General features: G+C 64.7%; 13 protein-coding genes. 7 read left to right on the forward strand and 6 right to left on the reverse strand.

Annotated elements, in window-relative coordinates; all coding sequences use genetic code 11:
• The first annotated feature begins 276 nt into the window (after nt 1–276).
• The 6 genes from ACXJKO_RS02910 (at nt 277) to trxA (ending at nt 12,227) form a co-directional block, all read left to right on the forward strand.
• Nucleotides 277–2,850, forward strand: a complete 2,574-nt coding sequence (locus ACXJKO_RS02910; RefSeq protein WP_457089573.1) for an ATP-binding protein — start codon at nt 277–279, stop codon at nt 2,848–2,850.
• A gap of 31 nt (nt 2,851–2,881) precedes the next feature.
• Complete coding sequence (gene tsaE / locus ACXJKO_RS02915) at nt 2,882–4,450, forward strand: tRNA (adenosine(37)-N6)-threonylcarbamoyltransferase complex ATPase subunit type 1 TsaE (protein WP_457089574.1); 1,569 nt, start codon at nt 2,882–2,884, stop codon at nt 4,448–4,450.
• A 12-nt stretch (nt 4,451–4,462) separates the two neighbouring features.
• Entirely contained in the window at nt 4,463–5,197 is a 735-nt protein-coding gene (locus ACXJKO_RS02920) for a nucleotidyltransferase family protein (protein WP_457089575.1), read from the forward strand.
• A gap of 9 nt (nt 5,198–5,206) precedes the next feature.
• Nucleotides 5,207–8,371, forward strand: coding sequence for a double-strand break repair protein AddB (gene addB / locus ACXJKO_RS02925; RefSeq protein WP_457089576.1), 3,165 nt, complete (start codon nt 5,207–5,209; stop codon nt 8,369–8,371).
• Nucleotides 8,368–11,802: a double-strand break repair helicase AddA gene (gene addA, locus ACXJKO_RS02930; RefSeq protein ID WP_457089577.1), complete on the forward strand. Its 3,435-nt coding sequence runs from the start codon at nt 8,368–8,370 to the stop codon at nt 11,800–11,802. The genes addB and addA overlap by 4 nt, the downstream gene beginning before the upstream one ends.
• Nucleotides 11,803–11,906: 104 nt before the next feature.
• Nucleotides 11,907–12,227 (forward strand): thioredoxin, encoded by a 321-nt coding sequence (gene trxA / locus ACXJKO_RS02935; RefSeq protein WP_457089578.1) that lies wholly within the window; start codon nt 11,907–11,909, stop codon nt 12,225–12,227.
• A gap of 271 nt (nt 12,228–12,498) precedes the next feature.
• Here the strand turns inward: trxA and ACXJKO_RS02940 are convergent, their stop codons facing one another.
• From ACXJKO_RS02940 to trpA, 3 genes are all read right to left on the reverse strand, one after another.
• Complete coding sequence (locus tag ACXJKO_RS02940) at nt 12,499–13,824, reverse strand: bifunctional folylpolyglutamate synthase/dihydrofolate synthase (RefSeq protein ID WP_457089579.1); 1,326 nt, start codon at nt 13,822–13,824, stop codon at nt 12,499–12,501.
• Nucleotides 13,825–13,836: 12 nt separating this feature from the next.
• A complete protein-coding gene (gene accD / locus ACXJKO_RS02945; RefSeq protein WP_457089580.1) occupies nt 13,837–14,727 on the reverse strand; it encodes an acetyl-CoA carboxylase, carboxyltransferase subunit beta in 891 nt (296 codons plus the stop codon).
• A gap of 108 nt (nt 14,728–14,835) precedes the next feature.
• Complete coding sequence (trpA, locus tag ACXJKO_RS02950; protein WP_457089581.1) at nt 14,836–15,675, reverse strand: tryptophan synthase subunit alpha; 840 nt, start codon at nt 15,673–15,675, stop codon at nt 14,836–14,838.
• 159 nt (nt 15,676–15,834) lie between these two features.
• Here trpA and ACXJKO_RS02955 point away from each other — a divergent pair, with 159 nt between their 5' ends.
• A complete protein-coding gene (locus ACXJKO_RS02955) occupies nt 15,835–16,584 on the forward strand; it encodes an AAA family ATPase (RefSeq protein WP_457089582.1) in 750 nt (249 codons plus the stop codon).
• Between the two features lie 38 nt (nt 16,585–16,622).
• On the opposite strand, the gene trpB is transcribed toward ACXJKO_RS02955, so the two are convergent.
• From trpB to lhpI, 3 genes are all read right to left on the reverse strand, one after another.
• Nucleotides 16,623–17,843 (reverse strand): tryptophan synthase subunit beta, encoded by a 1,221-nt coding sequence (trpB, locus tag ACXJKO_RS02960; RefSeq protein WP_457089583.1) that lies wholly within the window; start codon nt 17,841–17,843, stop codon nt 16,623–16,625.
• A 72-nt stretch (nt 17,844–17,915) separates the two neighbouring features.
• Nucleotides 17,916–18,575 (reverse strand): phosphoribosylanthranilate isomerase, encoded by a 660-nt coding sequence (locus tag ACXJKO_RS02965; protein WP_457089584.1) that lies wholly within the window; start codon nt 18,573–18,575, stop codon nt 17,916–17,918.
• 12 nt (nt 18,576–18,587) lie between these two features.
• On the reverse strand, nt 18,588–19,532 hold the full coding sequence (gene lhpI / locus ACXJKO_RS02970; RefSeq protein WP_457089585.1) for a bifunctional Delta(1)-pyrroline-2-carboxylate/Delta(1)-piperideine-2-carboxylate reductase: 945 nt from the start codon (nt 19,530–19,532) through the stop codon (nt 18,588–18,590).
• Nucleotides 19,533–19,558: the final 26 nt, after the last annotated feature.

Here is a 19,558-nt window from a genome sequence, read left to right on the forward strand (position 1 = left end):
CGCAGCGGCATGTGTGTGTCGCAAATGCAATACGTTTCCACCAATTGCGCACAGGTTCTCCAAAGGAAGATTAAGCCGGCTTTAACCCTCTTCCTGGCGGAGTCAGGGGTAGTCTAGAGTGGACGCGAATCGGCTGGCAGTCCCGCATCAGGGCAACCAGTCGGCAGTTCCGTTCATGCGTAAGCGGGATCACCTCTGTGGCGTCTCAAAGGGCCCGCGGAGTGGGGATGACTTGGCCTGTTCCCCGGGGCTATGAAAAAGGGAGGGCAGCACGGCATGGCCGGGCATTCGAAGCACAGGCACGATGACGAGGGCGCGAGGCGCGCGCCTACCCGTCTGCCCCGGCTTCGCACATCCCTGACCCTGTCGCTGTTCACCGGCACCTCCAGCTCGGCCCTTGCCGCCGAAGGCGAGTTCCCGCTTCTCGACAGCGCCACGGACCTGCTCGGCTTCCTCACATCCATCGACCTCCAGAACGCCGTCTATTTCGGCCTCTTCATGGGGCTCGTCGCCTTCTCGACCACCACCTCCCTGCTGCTGATGAGCGAGCGCCGCCGCGCCACTCGCGCGGAGCGGGCGCTGCGCAACGAGATCTCCACCTTGCGCGGCGCGGACGATCTCGCGACGCTCCTCATGGGCTCGGAGCGTCAGCTCCTCGTGAGCTGGCATGGGCGCGACGGCGAGGCGCGGTTCCAGGGCGATCCCACCATTCTCGGCGAGGGCGCCCCCGCCAAGCGCGCGCTCGCCTTCGGCACCTGGCTCCAGCCGGGCGACGCCGCAGCCGTCGAAGCCGCTCTCGACCACCTGAAGCAGCGCGGTGAGGCCTTCCGGCTCGTCGGGCATACGCTCTTCGGCAGCTTCATCGACGTGGAAGGCCGCACCATCGGCGGGCGCGCCATCCTGCGCCTGCGCGACGTGACCGGCGACCGCTCCGAGCTGCTGAAAATGCGCACGGATCTTAGCCTGGCGCGCAGCGACCTGCGCTCCATGACCATGCTGCTCGACGATGTGGCCTATCCGCTCTGGATTCGCGCCACGGACGACAAGCTGCTCTGGGCGAACCAGGCCTATCTGCGTTCCGTCGAAGCAAAAGATCTCGACGATGCCATCAACCGTTCGCTCGAACTTCTCGGCCAGCCGACGCGCGAGGAATCGCGCCGTCAGCGCAAAGCCGGCACGACTTATTCCTCCCGCGTCACGGCGGTCGTCGCAGGTCAGCGCGCCGTGCTCGACGTGATCGAGCGCCCCACCGCCGGCGGCAGCGCGGGCATCGCGGTGGACGTGTCGGAACTCGAAGCGGTGCGCACCGATCTGCAGCGGCAGATGGATGCGCATGTGCGCACCCTCGACCAATTGCCGACGGCGGTTGCGATTTTCGATGCGGGCCAGAAGCTCATCTTCAGCAATGCCGCCTATCAGCGCCTGTGGGGACTCGATGGCGGCTTCCTCTCCTCGCGCCCGACGGACAGCGAAGTGCTCGACCGTCTGCGCGCCGCGCGCAAGCTTCCCGAGCAGGCGGATTTCCGTGCATGGAAAGCGGATTTCCTCACCGGCTACCGCTCCGTCGAGCAGCAGGAAACCTGGTGGCACCTGCCCGACCGCCGCACCTTGCGCGTCGTCATCAATCCCAATCCGCAGGGCGGCGTGACCTATCTGTTCGATGACGTAAGCGAACGTTTCGAACTCGCCTCGCAGGTCAATTCGCTCACGCAGGTGCAGGGCGAAACGCTCGATACACTGAAAGAGGGCGTGGCGGTGTTCGGCTCCGACGGACGCCTCAAGCTGCACAACCGCGCCTTCGTGGAGATGTGGAATCTGCCGCAGGACATTCCGGCCGGGCATCCGCATATCGACATCATCATCAAGTCCTGCCGCCTGCTCGCACCGCAGGAGGAGCCGTGGGTGGATATTCGCGGCGCGGTGGCGGGCCTTGCCGACATGCGCATGGGCCTGTCCTGCCGTATCGAACGGCGCGACGGCTCGGCGCTCGACTGCACCGCGCAGCCCCTGCCGGACGGCGCGACGCTTCTGAGCTTCACCGATGTGACCGCGAGCGTGAACGTGGAGCGCGCACTCACCGAGCGCAACGACGCGCTGGAGCGCGCCTCGCGGTTGCGCGACGAGTTCGTGCATCACGTGTCCTACGAGCTGCGCTCGCCGCTCACCAACATCATCGGCTTTGCGCATCTGCTCGATGACGGCACGGCGGGCGAGCTCAATCCGCGCCAGAAGGAATACACCGACCACATCGAGCGTTCGTCGAAGGCGCTGCTGACGATGCTCAACGACATTCTCGATCTCGCCTCCATCGACACGGGCTCGCTGGAATTGGCGCCGGAGATCGTCGATATCCGCTCCACCATCGAGGCTGCTATGCGCGGGCTGGAGGACCGGCTCGCGGAATCCTCGCTGCATCTTCTCATCGACACGCCGGACGACATCGGCACCTTCGTCGCGGACGGCAAGCGCGTGCGCCAGATCCTGTTCAATCTTCTCTCCAATGCCGTCGGCTTCTCAATGCCCGGCCAGAGCATCCAGGTCTCCGCGCGCAAGCGTGGCGGTGAGGTAATCTTCGAGGTGAAGGACCAGGGCCGCGGCATTCCGCCCGAGGTCAAGGCGCGCATTTTCGAGCGCTTCGAGAGCCACACGCTCGGCACCCGCCATCGGGGCGTGGGCTTGGGCCTCTCCATCGTGCGCTCCTTCGTGGAGCTGCATGGCGGGCGCATCGAGCTTGCCTCCGCGCCAGGCCAGGGCACCACAGTCACCTGCATTTTCCCGAACGAGCGGCAGGAATCGCCCTCCGATGGCCGGACGGGGCAATCTGCACTAACTCCCATCGCGGCGGAGTAGGATACAAGCGATGGTGAATGGATTGGCCCTCATGTCCGAGCAAGATGTTTCCCAGGCCGCGTGGATCGTCACGCTGCCCGACCACGCCTCCACGGAAGATTTCGCGCGGGTTCTCTCCGAGGAGCTGAAGCCGGGCGATCTCGTCACCCTGTCCGGCGGCCTCGGCGCGGGCAAGACCACGCTGGCGCGCGCCCTCGTGCGGGTGCTGGCGGGCGACTCCGAGCTTGAAGTCCCAAGTCCGACCTTCACCTTGATGCAGGTTTACGACGGGTCACTCTTCCCCATCGTGCACGCGGATTTCTACCGCCTGTCGGGCGGCTACGAGCTGGTGGAGCTGGGCTGGGAGGAGATGACCGACAGCGCCGTCGCCCTCGTGGAATGGCCCGAGCGCGCCGACGACGGGCTGAAATCCGAACGCCTCGACATCCATCTCGATTTCGCGCCGGGCGGTGGCGGCAATGGCCGCGTCGCCATGCTCACCGGCACAGGCGGCTTCGCCTCGCGTCTCCAGCGACTGAAGGCCTTCCGCGGTCTTGTGGAGCGCTGCGGCTGGACGGATGCGGTGCGCATGCCCATGCAGAGCGATGCCTCCGTGATCCGTTCCTATGAGCGGCTTGTAAAGCCCAACGGCGAAACCGCTTTGCTGATGATCTCGCCGCCACGCCCTGTGGGTCCGCCTGTTCGTCGCGGCAAGCCCTACACGACCATCGCGAAGCTCGCGGAAACGGTTCATGCCTTCGTCGCCATGGATAAGGGCCTACGCGCGTTGGGCTTCAGCGCGCCGTATATCTACGGCGAGGACTTGGACACGGGCCTTCTGCTCATCGAGGATCTCGGAGCCGAACCGGTGGTCGATGCCGATGGACCGATCCCCGAGCGTTATGCGGAAGCGACGCGCCTTCTGATGCGCCTGCACAGCACCGAGCTGCCGCAGGTTCTGCCGGTCAACGACGGTATCGAGCATCCGATCCCGCCCTACGATCTCGAAGCGCTTCTGATCGAGGTGGAGCTGCTCGCCGATTGGTATGTGCCGCACATCATGGGCACGCAGCTCTCCGGCTCCGCGCGGGCGGAATTCGTCAATCTCTGGACGGAGACGCTGGGCGAGATCCTGGCCTCTCCCGTCACCTGGACCTTGCGCGATTTCCACTCACCCAACCTGATCTGGCTCTCCGAGCGCGAAGGCCTGCAGCGCGTCGGCCTGATCGACTTCCAGGATGCGACGCTGGGTTCACCCGCCTACGACGTCGCCTCGCTTCTGCAGGATGCGCGCGTGACGGTGCCCGCCGATCTCGAACTCAAGCTCATCGGCCTCTATGCCCGCGAGCGCAAAGCGGCGGACCCCGGCTTCGACGTCTCCGGTTTCGCGCGGGCCTATGCGATTATGGCGGCGCAGCGCGCCACCAAGATCCTCGGCATTTTCGCACGGCTCGACCGGCGGGACGGCAAGCCTCATTACCTGAAGCACCTGCCACGCATCGAGGCTTATCTCACCCGCAATCTCGCACATCCCGCCCTGGCCAAGCTCAAGGCCTGGTATGAGACCTATCTGCCCAGGCTCATTCCGCAGGCCGACGATGATGCGCCTCCCACGCCTTGAGCCGGAGCCCTCGTGTCCCAGTCCCCCCAGCGCAAGCCCACAAAAGCCATCGTTCTCGCAGCGGGCCTCGGCAAGCGCATGCTGCCGATCACGGCGACCATGCCGAAACCCCTCGTGAAAGTGGCGGGCCAGAGCCTGATCGACTTCGCCCTCGACAAACTGCACGAGGCCGGCATGGAAACGGTGGTGGTGAACGTGCACCATTTCGCCGACATGCTCGAAGCGCATCTGCGCACTCGAAAACTCCCCCGCATCGTGATCTCCGACGAGCGCGATGAGCTGCTCGAAACCGGCGGCGGCGTGAAGAAAGCTTTGCCGTTGTTAGGAGAAGATCCCTTCGTCACTTTCAACTCCGATTCCATGTGGATCGAGGGCGCGAACCCGAATCTCAAGCGCCTCGTGGCCGCCTGGGATGCTGAGCGTATGGACATTCTGATGCTCGTTGCCCCGTTATCCACAAGTGTTGGATATGAAGGCCGAGGCGATTTTCACCGCGATGAAGACGGCCGTCTGCGCCGCCGTGGAGGCCATGACAGGTCCGATTTCGTCTATGCGGGCGTGGCCATCGTGAAGCCGGAACTCGTTTCCGGCACGCCCGAGGGAGCGTTCTCGGCCAACGCCTTCTATGACCGCGCCATCGCCAATGACCGCCTCTATGGGTTGCCTCTCGATGGGCAATGGCTGCATGTTGGAGAGCCTCACACCATTGCAGAGGCGGAAAAGTGCCTTGCCGCAAGCCAGCGATGAGGTTTTGTGTTGTCGAGCGAGTTACCGCGCGTCTTTTCAATCCCACCGGGTTGCGCTTTCCTGCCGACCCTCGTGGACGCGCTGCTTGAGGGCCGCCTTGTCGGCCCTTTATCCGATGATCCAGCAGCACTTGCCGACATCACCATCTATGTGCCCACCCGCCGCGCCACCCGCGCGCTGATTGCGCTTCTCGCCGAGCGCGGAGACGGGCGCGCACAGCTTCTGCCACGCATCGTGCCCTTGGGCGAAACCGATGAGGCGGAGTTCGAGCTGACCGGGCTCGAAGGCACGCCGTTTGCGGAAGCCGCCAGCCTCAAGCCGCCGATCCCGCCGCTGGAGCGCCGCCTCATCCTCACGCGCCTCGTGCAGCGCTGGTCGGCGGAAGTGGACCGCGCGCTGTTGCAAATCGGCCCCGAAATTCCCTTCATGGTGCCCGCCTCCCCTGCGGACGCGGTGAATCTCGCGGGCGATCTCGAAACCTTGATGGACGCCTTCACCACGGAAGGCATCGACTGGCACGCGCTGGAACTCGCGGTGGATGCGGATTACTCGAAATATTTCGAGATCACCCGCCACTTCGTACAGATCGCGAGCGAGAACTGGCCGAAGATTCTGGGTGAGCGCCAGGCGAGCGATCCCGCGCAGCGGCGCACCGCGCTGATCGAGGCGGAGGCGCGCCGTCTCACCCGCGAGCGGCCGACACATCCGATCATCGTCGCAGGCTCCACTGGTTCGGTGCCCGCGACCGCACATTTGATGGCGACCATCGCGCGACTGCCGAAGGGTGCCGTCGTGCTACCCGGTCTCGACACGGATCTCGACGAGGAAAGCTGGCTCACCATCGGCGGCGTTGGCGACGACGACAATGACCCCGTGCACAGCCATCCGCAGGCCGCCCTGCGCCGCCTCGTGGACAAGCATCTGCGCATCCAGCGCTCCGACATCCCCGTTCTGGGCGATGCGCCGGATGAGGCGCGAGCCCGCAACCGGCTTCTCTCGGAAGCCCTGCGCCCCGCCGACACCACCGACCGCTGGTCGCTGATCCAAGCGGAGGAGCGCGTGGCGCTCGGTAAGAGCGGCTGCGAGGGATTGACCATCATCGAAGCGATGGATGAACGCGAGGAGGCATTGGCCATCGCCATTGCCCTGCGCGAAACGCTCGCCGACACCCGCAAGACCGCAGCCCTCGTCACGCCCGACCGGGCACTCGCCACACGCGTGACGGCGGAACTCGGGCGCTGGGGATTGAGCGTCGAGGATTCCGCCGGTGTTCCCCTTTCCGATACGCCGGCAGGCCGTCTCGCGCGTCTGGCGGCGGAAGCGGCGGCCGACGATTTGAGTCCCGTGCGGCTGCTCGCCGTTCTCGCGCATCCGCTCGTGCGCCTCGGTTACACCCGCGAGCAGGTCGAGCATGCGGCGAGCATTCTCGAGATCGGCGTTCTGCGCGGCCCCGCGCCCGCACCCGGCATCGAGGGCCTGCGTGCCGCGCTCGCCACCCGCCGCACGGAAAAGGACCACCGCACGCCACGTCCCCGCGCGCGTTTGACGGATGCTGATTGGGATCTTGCCGACGAACTGCTCCAACGCCTCGGCCTCGCCTTCCAGACCTTCACCCCCGCCGTTCATGGCGAGGGCAGGCTCGACCTGATGGCGCTTGTCGAACACCACCGCGTTGCCGTCGAATGGCTCTGCGCGCCGCCCGATGGCGAAGAGGCGGAGGAAGAACCCTCCCGTGAGCCGCTGGCCGCGCTCTTCGACGATCTGGAGAACTCGGATATTCGCGCAGAAGAGGGTCATCCGTTGGAAGGCCGCTTCGTGGACTATCCCGCCTTTTTCACAGCGCTCGCCAAGCAGCGTAGTTTAAGCCCCTCGCCGCGCACTACCCATCGCCGCCTGAAAATCCTCGGCCTTCTGGAAGCCCGTCTTTTGTCCGTGGACCGCGTGGTGCTCGGCGGGTTGGACGAAGGCACATGGCCGCCGCGCACGGTGACGGATGCGTTCCTCAACCGCCCCATGCGCGCCCGCGTCGGCCTGATGCCGCCCGAGCGGCGCATTGGCCAGACGGCGCACGATTTCGTGCAGGCACTCGGAACGCACGACGTGGTGATCACCCGCGCGCACAAGCGCGACGGCTCGCCCATGGTGCCTTCGCGCTTCCTGCAACGCCTCAAGGCTTTTACTGGCAAGGAGGTGTGGGAACGCATGACGCGCTCCGGCGAATATTACCGCCGCCTCGCGCGCACTCTCGACACGCCGGAGCCCGCGCCCGCTCTCCCACGTCCGCGCCCGAAGCCGGACCCGGCGCTGTTCCCACGTTCCTTAAGCGTCACCGAAGTCGAGATGCTGGTGCGCGATCCTTATTCGATCTTTGCGCGGCATGTGCTCAAGCTCGATGCGTTGGATGAGATCGCCGTTGCGCCGAGCGCTGCCGAGCGTGGCACGATCATCCACGACATCATCGGCACATTTGGCGAGCGTTATCCGAAGGCATTGCCAGAGAATGCGCAGGAAATCCTGCTCGGCCTCGGCACGGAAGCCTTCTTCAAGATCGAGCAGGCCTATCCCGAACTCTACGCTGAATGGTGGCCGCGCTTCGAGCGGCTCGCCGCGCAATTCGTGGTGTGGGAGCAGATGCGCCGGCCCGATCTCGCGGAGGTCTTCGCCGAGCGTTCGGGACGTCTCTCGATTCCGCTGCCCGACGGCTCGATCTTCAATTTGCGCGCCCGCGCCGACCGCATCGAGCAGCGCCGCGACGGCGGCTTCACCATCGTCGATTTCAAGACCGGCCAGCCGCCGGGCGTGCGCGAGGTCTATGCAGGCTTCTCGCCGCAGCTGACGCTGGAAGCGGTGATGCTGATGAAGGGCGCGTTCAAGGGCCTACCCATGGCGAAGGACACGCCGGATCTCCTTTATGTTCACACCACTGGCGGACGCGAGCCGATCAAACCGCGCGAGATCAAACCGGGGCGCGATGAGGAGCGGACCGTTTCGGAGATCGTGGAGGAACATCGCCGCCGGTTCGAGGGCATGATCGCGCGGTTCGTGAAGGGTGAGTCGGCCTACGTGTCGCGCCCCTTCCCGAAATATGCCCGGCGCTTTTCCGAATACGATCATTTGGCGCGCGTGAAGGAATGGTCGCTGGCGAGCGCCGGCGGCGGTGAGGGCGGCGAATGAGCAACGATCTCGTCATTCCCGATTACACCAAGCAGGCCCAACGCCGCGCCGCGAACCCGCGCGCCTCCGCCTGGGTGTCGGCCAATGCGGGCGCAGGCAAAACCAAGGTGCTCACCGACCGTGTGGTGCGCCTGCTGCTGGCGGGCTCGCTGCCTGGACGAATCCTCTGCCTCACCTTCACCAAGGCCGCCGCCGCCAACATGGCGATCCGCGTGTTCGAGCGCTTGGGCCGCTGGGTGACGATGGACGATGAGAGCCTCGTTCAGGAATTGACCGAACTCGAAGGCGAGAGGCCCACGCGGCAGCAGATCAAGCTCGCCCGCACGCTCTTTGCCCGCGCGGTGGAAACGCCGGGCGGCTTGAAGATCGACACCATCCACGCCTTCTGTGAGCGCCTGCTGCATCTCGTGCCCTTCGAGGCCAACGTGCCCGCGCGTTTCGCGGTGCTGGACGAAAGCCAGACCGACGAGATGCTGGCTCAGGCGATCAAGAACGTGCTGGCGGATGCCTCGAACGGCGGCGCTCCGGAATTGAAGGATGCCCTCGACATCATCAGCGTCGATGCGGTGGGCGACGCTCTGACATCCGCGCTCAATGCCGCGCTTCGTTGCAAGGACTTTCTGCACGATGCGAGCGGCCCTGCGCGCATGCGTCAAGAGCTTGGGCTCAAGCCCGACGAGACGCTTGCGGGCATCGAACGAGCAATGCTGGAAGACGGCCTAAAGCCGGAGAATTGGCCCGCCATCGCGCAGGAACTGCTGAGAGGCAAGGCGACCGACCAGAAACGTGCCGCGTCTCTGATTGCTGCCGCTGAAGCGAGCGAGCCTTCCGCCAAGCTCGAACACTACCTTTCGGTCTTCCTCACCGACACCGGAACACCCCGTAAGGGATCCGCCTTCCTGACGAAGGACATTGACGAGGGTTTGAAGGAGAAGCTGCTCGACGAGCAGAGCCGAATCTGGAATCTCATCGACAAGCGCAAGGCCGCGCGCGCGGTGGAGCGGACGCAGGCGCTGTTCCTGCTCGCGGCGCAAATCCGTGACCGCGTTGAAAAGCGCAAGATGCTGCTCGGCGCGCTCGACTTTCAGGATCTCATCGACAAGACGCTGGCGCTGCTCTCGCGCGGCGATACGTCCTGGGTGCTCTACAAGCTCGATCGCGGCATCGACCATGTGCTGATCGACGAGGCACAGGACACGAACCCCCAGCAATGGGAGATCCTGCGCCGCATCACCGAGGATTTTACCGCCGGCGAAGGCGCGGGCGGCAAGCGCATCCGCACGCTGTTTGCGGTAGGCGATCCCAAGCAGTCGATCTACGGCTTTCAAGGCGCAGCGCCGCAGGAGTTCGAGACCACCCGCAGGAGCTGGTCGCAGAAGGTCAGAAATGCGGAGCTGCATTTCGAGGATGTGTCGCTCACCATGTCGTTCCGCTCAGGCAAAGCCGTGCTCTCGGCGGTGGACGCCACCTTCGCGGTCGACCGCCACTTCAAGGGCCTGTCCTTCGATGACACGGCGGTGGGCACCGTGCATGAGAGCGCGCGTCCGCATGCGCCCGGCCTCGTGGAATTGTGGCCGACGGAAAAGCCTGCCGACGAGGAAGAACCCGAGGCCTGGGTTCTGCCCGTGGACGAGCCCGAGCAGCAATCGCCGCCCGTCATTGTAGCGCGCCGCATCGCGCAGGCAGTGAAGTGCTGGACCACCAAGGGCGACGAGATGGGCCGCCTGTGGAGCGCGGGCGATGTGCTGGTTCTCGTGCGCAAGCGCGGTGCCGCTTTCGAGGCGGTGATCCGCGCGCTCAAAGAGGCGGGCGTGCCTGTCGCTGGCGCGGATCGTCTCAATATCGGCGAGCACATCGCCGTGCTCGATCTCGTGGCGGCGGGCCGCGCGACGCTGTTGCCGGATGACGATCTGACCCTTGCGACCGCGCTGAAGTCGCCGCTCGTCGGCCTCAACGACGATGACCTCATCCGCATCGCTTCGAGCCGCGCCGATGATGAATCGCTGCACGAGGCGCTCCAGCGCCATGCCGAGAATGGCGATGCGAAAGCGCAAGCCGGATGCGAAGCGCTGAACGCCTGGCAAGAACTCGCGGACCAGCATGGGCCTTTCGGCTTCTTCGCGACGCTCCTTGGGCCGCGCGGCGGACGCTCGCAACTCGTGGCGCGGCTGGGCAGCGAGGCGGGCGATGCCATCGATGCTTTCCTGTGCTTCGCGCATCAATCGGAAATGACGGAGACACCCTCGCTCACCGTCTTCCTCAACCGGTTCGAATCCGCGTCCCACACCATCAAGCGCGATCTCGACTCGGTGAACAACGAGGTGCGCGTGATGACGGTGCACGGGGCCAAGGGCCTCGAGGCGCCTATCGTCATTCTCATCGACGGCTGTGAGGTGCTGGGCCGCGATCCTGCCATCTTGCAGCTGCGCACGAAAATGGGCGACACCGTCCCCGTCTGGTCGCCGGGCAAGAACTCCGATTCCAGCGTGATGGCGGAAGCCCGCGAGGTCCTGCACGCGAAGGGCCATGAGGAGCACAACCGGCTGCTCTATGTGGCCATGACCCGCGCCAAGGACCGGCTGGTGATCGCGCCCTATCTCACGGGCCGCAAGGATTCGCCGCAGGAAGCCTGGTGCGAGATGATCCGCCACGGCCTCGTCGCCAAGGCGGGCGGCCTTGAGCTCGATGAGGCGCCCTACGGCCCCATCGAGATCTGGCGCGAGGGCTCGCCGCTCGCGCGCACGCTCGTCGCCGAATCGGATGTGGCGCCACTGGAGCCCCTTTCGGTGCCCGATTGGCTCACAACCCTTGCAAGGCCCGAACCGGAGCCCCTGCCCCCGATCCGCCCCTCCAGTGCGCTGGGTGCTGCCGAGCGCATGACAAGGCCGGGCGACGGCCCCTATGCGCCGGAAGCGCGGCTTCATGGCACTCTGGTCCACGCGCTGCTGGAGCGGCTGCCGGCCCTCGCCCCTGAGCATCGCGAAACCATGGCCCGCGCCTATGTGCACGCCCGCGCCCCGCGCCTTCCCGCCGAAATCCGCGAATCGGTGATCGCCAACGCGGTCGGCGTCTTGGACCATGCCGATCTGAGGGCGCTGTTCGGACCGAGCTCCCGCGCCGAGGCACCCATCGCGGGCAAGATCCTCACCATTGAGGGGGACCTGATGGTCTCCGGCCAGATCGACCGCTTAGCCGTGCTGGAGAACGAGGTCCTGGTGGCGGATTTTAAAACGACGGCGCGAGCGCTAAGACCAGGCCAGCCGGCGCCCCAGTCATACGTGGCGCAGCTCGCCCTCTACCGGATGCTTCTGTCGGAGATCTACCCGGACAAGCGCATCCGTACCTTCCTTGTCTGGACCGCAGGGCCGGTGATCCATGAACTCATGGAACCGGAGCTCGAATCCGCTCTTACCCTCATCAAAGCGGCGTGACAGGGCTGCCTATTGCTTGATTCCCGCCTCACCCGTTCTTACCTTGGCCCTATCGTGGGCGGCTCACGCTTGAGTCGCTGTTTCAAACGTTCAAAGGTGATGTGATGGCGACCGTAAAGGTGACCGACGCAAGCTTCGCGCAGGATGTCCTGCAATCCTCCGAGCCCGTCGTGGTCGATTTCTGGGCGGAATGGTGCGGTCCCTGCCGCATGATCGGCCCGGCCCTGGAAGAGATTTCCACCGAAATGGAAGGCAAGGTGAAGATCGCCAAGCTCAACGTGGACGAGAACCCGCAGATCTCCTCCCAGCTCGGTATCCGCTCCATCCCGGCGCTCATGGTGTTCAAGGACGGCAAGGTCGTGGCCCAGAAGGTCGGCGCCGCCCCCAAGGGCGAACTCTCCCGCTGGATCCAGGCTTCGGCTTAAGAAGCTTTACATGTGACGATGATGAAGGGGCCGAAAGGCCCCTTTTTCGTTGCCTCGGATGTCATCCCGGACGAAGCGCAGCGAAGATCCGGGATCGATGTCAGAATGAATCTCCACGTCATCACCTGCCTTGTGCCGGTGATCCCGATGGATTGGGGCGCAGAGCTTTTCGGGTCGGGATGGCCGGGACAAGCCCGGCCATGACGTGAGAGGGTTTTTCTAACGATCCCGGATCAGCTTACGCTGTCCGGGATGACACGCTTTGGAGGCGCTACTCCGGCAACGTCCCGTTCGCCGCCAGCACCTCGCCCGCGAGATACAGCGAACCGCAGATGAGGATGCGGGGAGCTTTTTCCCACATGTAGTTGTGCAGGGAGGCGAGCGCGGATTCCACGCTCGGCGCGGTGGAGGTAGTGAGCCCGACGCTTGCGGCGATGGCGGCGACTTCTTCCGCAGGACGCGCCGCGATCTGGCCGGCGATGGGCACGGCAATGACCTCCCGCGCGAGGCCGGAAAAGTTCTTGAAGAAGGCCTGGGTGTCCTTCGTGCCGAGCATGCCGGCGATGATTACGAGAGGCGCATCGTTGCGCTCGCTCTGGTCCGCCATGGCGGCGGCGAGCACCCGGCCGCCATCGAGGTTGTGGCCGCCATCGAGCCATAGCTCACAATCCTTCGGTGCGATTTCCGGCAGGCGGCCCTTGTTGAGACGCTGGAGACGGCCCGGCCATTCGGCGCGGGTGAGGCCCGCCTCGAAGGCTGAGGTCTCGAACTGCTCGAAGCCGGCGGCGCGCAACGCCGCGATGGCCGTGCCCGCATTGGTGAATTGATGCCGCCCGATCAGCTTCGGGCGCGGCAGATCGAGAAGGCCCTTCTCGTCCTGATAGACGAGACGGCCGCCCTCCTCATGCACCGAGAAATCCTGCTGGCCGATGAGAAGCGGCGAAGCGCCGATGCGCTCGGCCTCGTCGTGCAGGGTCTGATCGGCCTCGACATAATCCTGCGGCGCGATGATGGCCGGGCAGCCGCGCTTGAAGATGCCAGCCTTTTCCTTCGCAATCGCTTGCAAGGTCGTGCCGAGATATTCCGCGTGATCGTGGCCGATGGGCGTGACCACGGCGGCCGCAGGCTTGTCGATGACGTTGGTGGCGTCGAACCGGCCGCCAAGGCCGACTTCGAGCAGCAGCACGTCGGCTGGCTCCTCGGAGAAGATCAGGATGGCGGCGGCGGTGGTGATCTCGAACACGGTGATCGGCTCGCCCGCATTCACCGCCTCGCAGCGCCGGAATGCTTCGACGAGCCTGTCCTCGGTCACATAACGCCCGCCACCGAAGCGCCCGAGCCGGATGCGCTCGTGGAAGCGCACGAGATGCGGTGAGGTATAGACGTGAACGGCAAGCCCCGCGCTCTCCAGAATCGCCCGCATAAAGGCGATGGTGGAGCCCTTGCCGTTGGTGCCCGCCACATGAATCACCGGCGGCAGGCGACGCTCAGGATGTCCGAGCTGGCCGAGCAGGCGCTGGATGCGCCCGAGCGACAGGTCGATGGTCTTCGGGTGCAGGGCGAGAAAGCGCGCAATCAGCGCATCGGAGGAATCCATCGCCCGGTCCCGTTACTCAGCCGCGACAGCGACCGCTTGCGACGCAGGCGTGGTCTCCGGCGCCTTCATGAACAGGCGCGACRGGCGGGCGACCGTGGATTTCACGTCGTGGCGATGGACGACCATGTCCACCATGCCGTGCTCTTTCAGGTATTCGGCGCGCTGGAAGCCGTCTGGCAGCTTCTCGCGGATGGTCTGCTCGATCACGCGCGGGCCGGCAAAGCCGATGAGCGCGCCGGGCTCGGCCAGATGCACATCGCCCAGCATCGCGTAGGATGCGGTGACGCCGCCGGTGGTGGGATTGGTGAGCACGACGATATAGGGCAGCTTCGCATCGCGCAGGCGGCGGATCGCCACCGTGGTACGGGGCATCTGCATGAGGGAGAGAATGCCCTCCTGCATGCGCGCGCCGCCGGAGCCGGCGAAGAGCACGTAAGGCGTCTTCTTGTCGAGCGCCGTCTCGGCGCCCTTCACGAAGGCCTCGCCCGCCGCCATGCCGAGCGAACCGCCCATGAAGCCGAAATCCTGCACGGCGATCGTCATCGGAAACTCTTCGACGCGGCCGAAGCCGACCTTGAATGCATCCTGCTGGCCGGTCTTGGCGCGGGCATCCTTCAGACGGTCGACGTATTTTTTCTCGTCACGGAATTTCAGCGGATCGATGGCCACATCCGGCAGTGCCACATCGAGCCAGGTGGCGCCGTCGAACATGAGCTGGAGGCGCTGCGTGGCCGAAATGCGCATGTGGTGGTTGGAGCCGGGAATCACCCACTGGTTCGCCTCCACGTCCTTGTGGAACACGACCTGTCCMGTATCCGGGCACTTGATCCAGAGGTTSTCCGGCGTMTCGCGCTTGAAGAGCGTCTTGATCTTCGGACGAACGACTTCGGAAATCCAGTTCATCGTTTTTTCCTCTCGTCATGGCCGGGCTTGTCCCGGCCATCCACGTCTTTCCACGCAATCAAAGGCGTGGATGCCCGCAACAAGTGCGGGCATGACGTCTAGTAACCTTCAAGCAGCCGCGCGCTTCGACACCGAGCGCACGCCTTCGCTCAATTCCTTCACCAATGTGGTGACGGCCTCCACGCTTCGCGAGGTCGCGCGGTCCTGATCGTCAAGCGTGCTTTTCAACACGTCGATCAGGGCCGAGCCCACCACGACGCCGTCTGCGCCCTTCGCCACGGCTGCCGCATGGGCACCGCCCTTCACACCGAAGCCGACCACGACCGGCAGCTTCGTGTGATGCTTGATGCGCTCCACCGCCGAGGCGACCTTGCCGAAATCGGGTGTCGCCGCGCCGGTAATACCGGTGATCGAAACGTAATAAACGAACCCGGCCGTATTGGCGAGCACCGCCGGAAGGCGATGATCGTCCGTGGTCGGGGTGGCGAGCCGGATGAAGGCGAGACCGGCCTTCAGCGCCGGCAGACACAATTCGTCATCCTCTTCCGGCGGCAAGTCCACCACGATGAGGCCATCGACGCCGGCTTCCTTAGCGTCAACGAGGAAGCGGTCGACGCCGTAGACATAGATCGGGTTGAAATAGCCCATGAGAATCACGGGCGTATCCTGATCCTCCGCGCGGAAGCGGCGGATGAGATCGAGCGTTTTGACCGTATCCTGCCCCACCTTCAGCGCCCGCAGGCCAGCCGCCTGGATCGCCGGGCCATCGGCCATTGGATCGGTGAAGGGCAGACCGAACTCGACGATATCGGCGCCGGCCTTGGGCAGGCTCTTGAGCAGCTCAAGCGAGGTTTCCGGGTCCGGATCCCCCGCCATCACATAGGTGACAAGAGCGGCGCGGCCTTCCGCACGGCATTGTTCAAAACGGGCTTCGATGCGCTTGGTCATGGGCGGGGTGTTTAGCACGGGTTTTGCGGGATGTGGACAGGGATATCGCATTTACCCATAGCCGCATGTAATGGTGTTTTCGGCCGCATCATGAGGCCTTTAGGGCCGTCTGCCCTTACGCGCGGTTCAGGAGACCGGTTTTTGGCAAGAGCAACCCAGATGACGAGGCTGAAAGCGCCTTATCTTAAACGATTATGGCTGGATCAGAGCCGGATTCTCGATGCTTCGGCTTACCCATTCTGCCTGCCGATCTTTCGGGATGCGGAGTTCGCGATGGAATTCGACTGTCCCGTCACGATCATCGTCGGCGAGAATGGTGTTGGGAAATCGACCATCCTCGAAGGAATCGCCGCCTTGGCCGGGCACGATGAAGCGGGAGGAGCGAAAGGCTACAGGCCGATCGATCACTCGCAGGCGGTCGAGGTCATGGGCGGTCAATTGGCCAAAGCCCTAAGGGCAGGCTGGCTTCCGAAGGTAACTCAAGGTTGGTTCTTCAGGGCCGAGAGCTTCTTTACCGTGTCCCGTTATCTCGATCAGGCTGCAAGGGACGTCGGCGCACTCCCGCCTGATTTTCTATCGCACTCCCACGGGGAGGGGTTTCTTCGCTTCTTCGAGGAGCGCTGCCGCAGCCAGGGCCTCTACATCTTCGACGAGCCTGAATCGGCCCTGTCCCCGGCGCGTCAGGTCGAGTTCCTGAAAATGCTGCGTCGGATGGACGAGTCAGGGATCTGCCAGGTCATCATGGCGACTCACTCGCCAATCCTGATGGCCTATCCGGGCGCGAAGCTGCTGGGTCTCACCAAATATGGGCTGGAGCCGGTCACCCTCGAACAGACGCAGCATTTCCGGCTGCTGCGCGAGTTCTGCCTCGATCCCGAACTCTTCATCGAGATGATGATGGACGAATGAAAAGGGGCTCCGATGAGCCCCTTGTTTTGGTCGTCAGTTTAGACGATCTCCCTCCCCAGGATTTCCGCGATCTGAGGAATATCCTTGTCGCCGCGGCCGCTGATGTTGACCACCATCAGGTGATCCTTCGGCTTCTGCGGAGCGAGCTCCATGACCTTGGCGAGGGCGTGGCTGGGCTCGAGCGCAGGCAGGATGCCTTCGAGACGCGAGCAGAGCTGGAAGGCTTCCAGCGCCTCGTCGTCGGTGGCGGAGATGTAGGTCACGCGGCCCATCTCGTGCAGCCAGGCATGTTCGGGGCCGATGCCGGGATAATCGAGACCGGCGGAAATCGAATGGGCGTCGCTGATCTGCCCATCATCGTTCATGAGCAGGTAGGTGCGGTTGCCGTGCAGCACGCCGGGGCGTCCGCCCGTGAGCGAGGCTGCGTGCAGCTTGTCGAGGCCGTGGCCCGCTGCTTCCACGCCGTAGATCTCCACGTCCTTGTCGTCCAGGAACGGGTGGAACAGGCCGATGGCATTGGAGCCGCCGCCGATGCAGGCGACGAGCGAATCCGGCAGGCGGCCTTCGGCTTCCATCATCTGCGTGCGGGTCTCGTCGCCGATCACGCATTGGAAGTCGCGCACCATGGCGGGATAGGGATGCGGGCCCGCCACCGTACCGATGCAGTAGAAGGTATCGGCGACATTGGTCACCCAGTCGCGCAGGGCCTCGTTCATGGCGTCTTTCAGCGTCTTCGTGCCCGACTGCACGGGCACGACCTTCGCGCCCAGCATGTGCATGCGGAACACGTTGGGCTTCTGCCGCTCCACGTCCACCGCGCCCATATAGACGATGCATTCCAGCCCGAAGCGCGCGCAGAGCGTCGCGGTGGCGACACCGTGCTGGCCCGCGCCGGTCTCGGCGATGATGCGCTTCTTGCCCATGCGGCGGGCGAGAAGGATCTGGCCCAGCACGTTGTTCACCTTGTGCGCGCCGGTGTGGTTCAGCTCTTCGCGCTTGAAGTAGATTTTCGCTCCACCGAGATGTTCGGTCATGCGCTCCGCGAAATAGAGCGGGCTCGGACGGCCGATGTAATGCGTGGAGAAATACGCCATGTCGGCGTGGAAGGCCGGGTCGTTCCTGGCCTCGTTGTAAGCCTTCTCCAGCTCCAGGATGTTCGGCATCAGGGTTTCGGCGACGAACCGGCCGCCGAACTTGCCGAAATGTCCGCGCTCGTCGGGACCGATGCGGTAGGAATTGGGTTGGGCTTGAGCTGACACGGGCTGTCCTGATGTTGAGCATTTCCCGGAAACGCGGCTGCCGGTTTTCCGATAAGGAAATGCGTCCTTCTTCTAATGCTGGGCAGCGAATGCTGTCCGGGCCGCCTTGACGAAGGCTTTGATCCTCGCCGGGTCCTTGAGGCCCGGTCCGCTTTCCACCCCGGACGACACATCGACGGCGAAGGGCCGCGTGACCCTGATCGCCTCCGCCACGTTGTCGGGGTCGAGGCCTCCTGACAACATGAAGGAGAGACGTGGGTCAAGCCCGTTCAGCAGACCCCAATCAAAGGAAACGCCGTTGCCGCCGGGCAAAGCGTCGGGCGTGCGGGGCGGCTTGGCATCAAGCAGGATGGGCTCCGCATCCGTGGAATAGGGTGCGAGCGTCTCCAGATCGCGCTTTTCGGCAATGCCGACAGCCTTCATGACCGGGCGGCGCACCATGGAGCGGATTTCCGCGACGCGCGCCGGGGTTTCGTGTCCATGCAGCTGGATCAGGTCAGGGTTGATGGCTTCGATCGCCTGGGCAACCTCTTCGTCCCCCGGGTCCACCAGAAGAACGACGCGCTGGGCGCGGCCCTTGGCTTGCAGGGAGAGGCGATGGCCGAGATCGAGAGTGACGTGGCGCGGGCTCTTGGCGAACCGTACGAAACCGACCATGTCCGCGCCGGCATCCAGCGCGGCGGCCAAGGTCTCAGGCGTCGAGAGCCCGCAGATTTTGATCAGGTTGTTCATCGCTGCATAATATTACGGTTTGGCCGTCGAACGCCATACCAGGATTGCCGCAGCCAAATCTTCCAATGCCGTACCCACCGACTTGAAGGCGGTGATCGCCTTGTCCGTGCGCTGCGGCGCCTGTCGGCAGAGATCCGTAAGCGTCCCGCGCACATGATTTTGCGCGATGGCACCCGCCTGAAGGGACAGGGCGACATCGCCGCCCTCGCTCCGCGCGGCATCGGTGTCGATATACACTTGAGACCGGGCCAGCGCCTCGTCGTCGGCTTCGCGCATCTTCAGGTTAAAGGCGCCGACGAGATCGAGATGGGCACCCTCCTTCAGCCACGCGCCCTTGACGATGGGCGCGGTCGAGAGCGTCGCACAGGAGACGAGATCGGCATCGCGCACCGCGCTTTCAAGATCGGTGACGGCTTTCACCGGCAATCCTTCCGCGCGAAGCTCGGCGGCAAGGCCTTCCGCCTTCTCGGGCCGGTGGTTCCAGAGTGAAACCTCGCGGATCGGCCTCTGGCTCATATGGGCGCGGATGAGGAAGGGTGCGAGGGAGCCCGATCCCACCATGACCATGCGGCTGGCGTCCTTGCGGGCGAGATAGCGCGCCGCGAGCGCCGATGCGGCAGCCGTGCGCCAGACGGTCAATCGCGTGCCGTCGAGCACGGCCACCGGCTCGCCCGTCTCGCCGTTCATGAGCAGATAGGAGCCGAGTACGCTCGGCAGGTTGTGCCTGCCGTTTTCCGGGAACACGGAAACCACCTTCACGCCCATGAAGCCGCCGGGCGTGGCCGGGCCGGACCAGGCGGGCATCAGCAGGAGCGTGCCGTGAGCGCCGGGACGCTCGACCTCGTGATGGTGGCGCACCGGCGTGACCATGTCGCCGGCAAAAGCCTCCGCCAGCGCATCCACCAGGGCGGGAAAGGTGAGAATCCGATCGATCTCGGCGGATGTGATGACGCGCATGGCGAACGAAGACCTGGAAGACGGAA

The sequence above is a fragment of the Microvirga sp. P5_D2 genome, from assembly GCF_054049475.1.

Coding starts and splice junctions, on each gene's coding strand:
- ACXJKO_RS02965 (WP_457089584.1), bottom strand. CDS start 18,575: ATGAACAACCTGATCAAAATCTGCGGGCTCTCGACGCCTGAGACCTTG.
- trpA (WP_457089581.1), bottom strand. CDS start 15,675: ATGACCAAGCGCATCGAAGCCCGTTTTGAACAATGCCGTGCGGAAGGC.
- addA (WP_457089577.1), top strand. CDS start 8,368: ATGAGCAACGATCTCGTCATTCCCGATTACACCAAGCAGGCCCAACGC.
- ACXJKO_RS02940 (WP_457089579.1), bottom strand. CDS start 13,824: ATGGATTCCTCCGATGCGCTGATTGCGCGCTTTCTCGCCCTGCACCCG.
- ACXJKO_RS02955 (WP_457089582.1), top strand. CDS start 15,835: ATGACGAGGCTGAAAGCGCCTTATCTTAAACGATTATGGCTGGATCAG.
- tsaE (WP_457089574.1), top strand. CDS start 2,882: ATGTCCGAGCAAGATGTTTCCCAGGCCGCGTGGATCGTCACGCTGCCC.
- trxA (WP_457089578.1), top strand. CDS start 11,907: ATGGCGACCGTAAAGGTGACCGACGCAAGCTTCGCGCAGGATGTCCTG.
- lhpI (WP_457089585.1), bottom strand. CDS start 19,532: ATGCGCGTCATCACATCCGCCGAGATCGATCGGATTCTCACCTTTCCC.
- ACXJKO_RS02910 (WP_457089573.1), top strand. CDS start 277: ATGGCCGGGCATTCGAAGCACAGGCACGATGACGAGGGCGCGAGGCGC.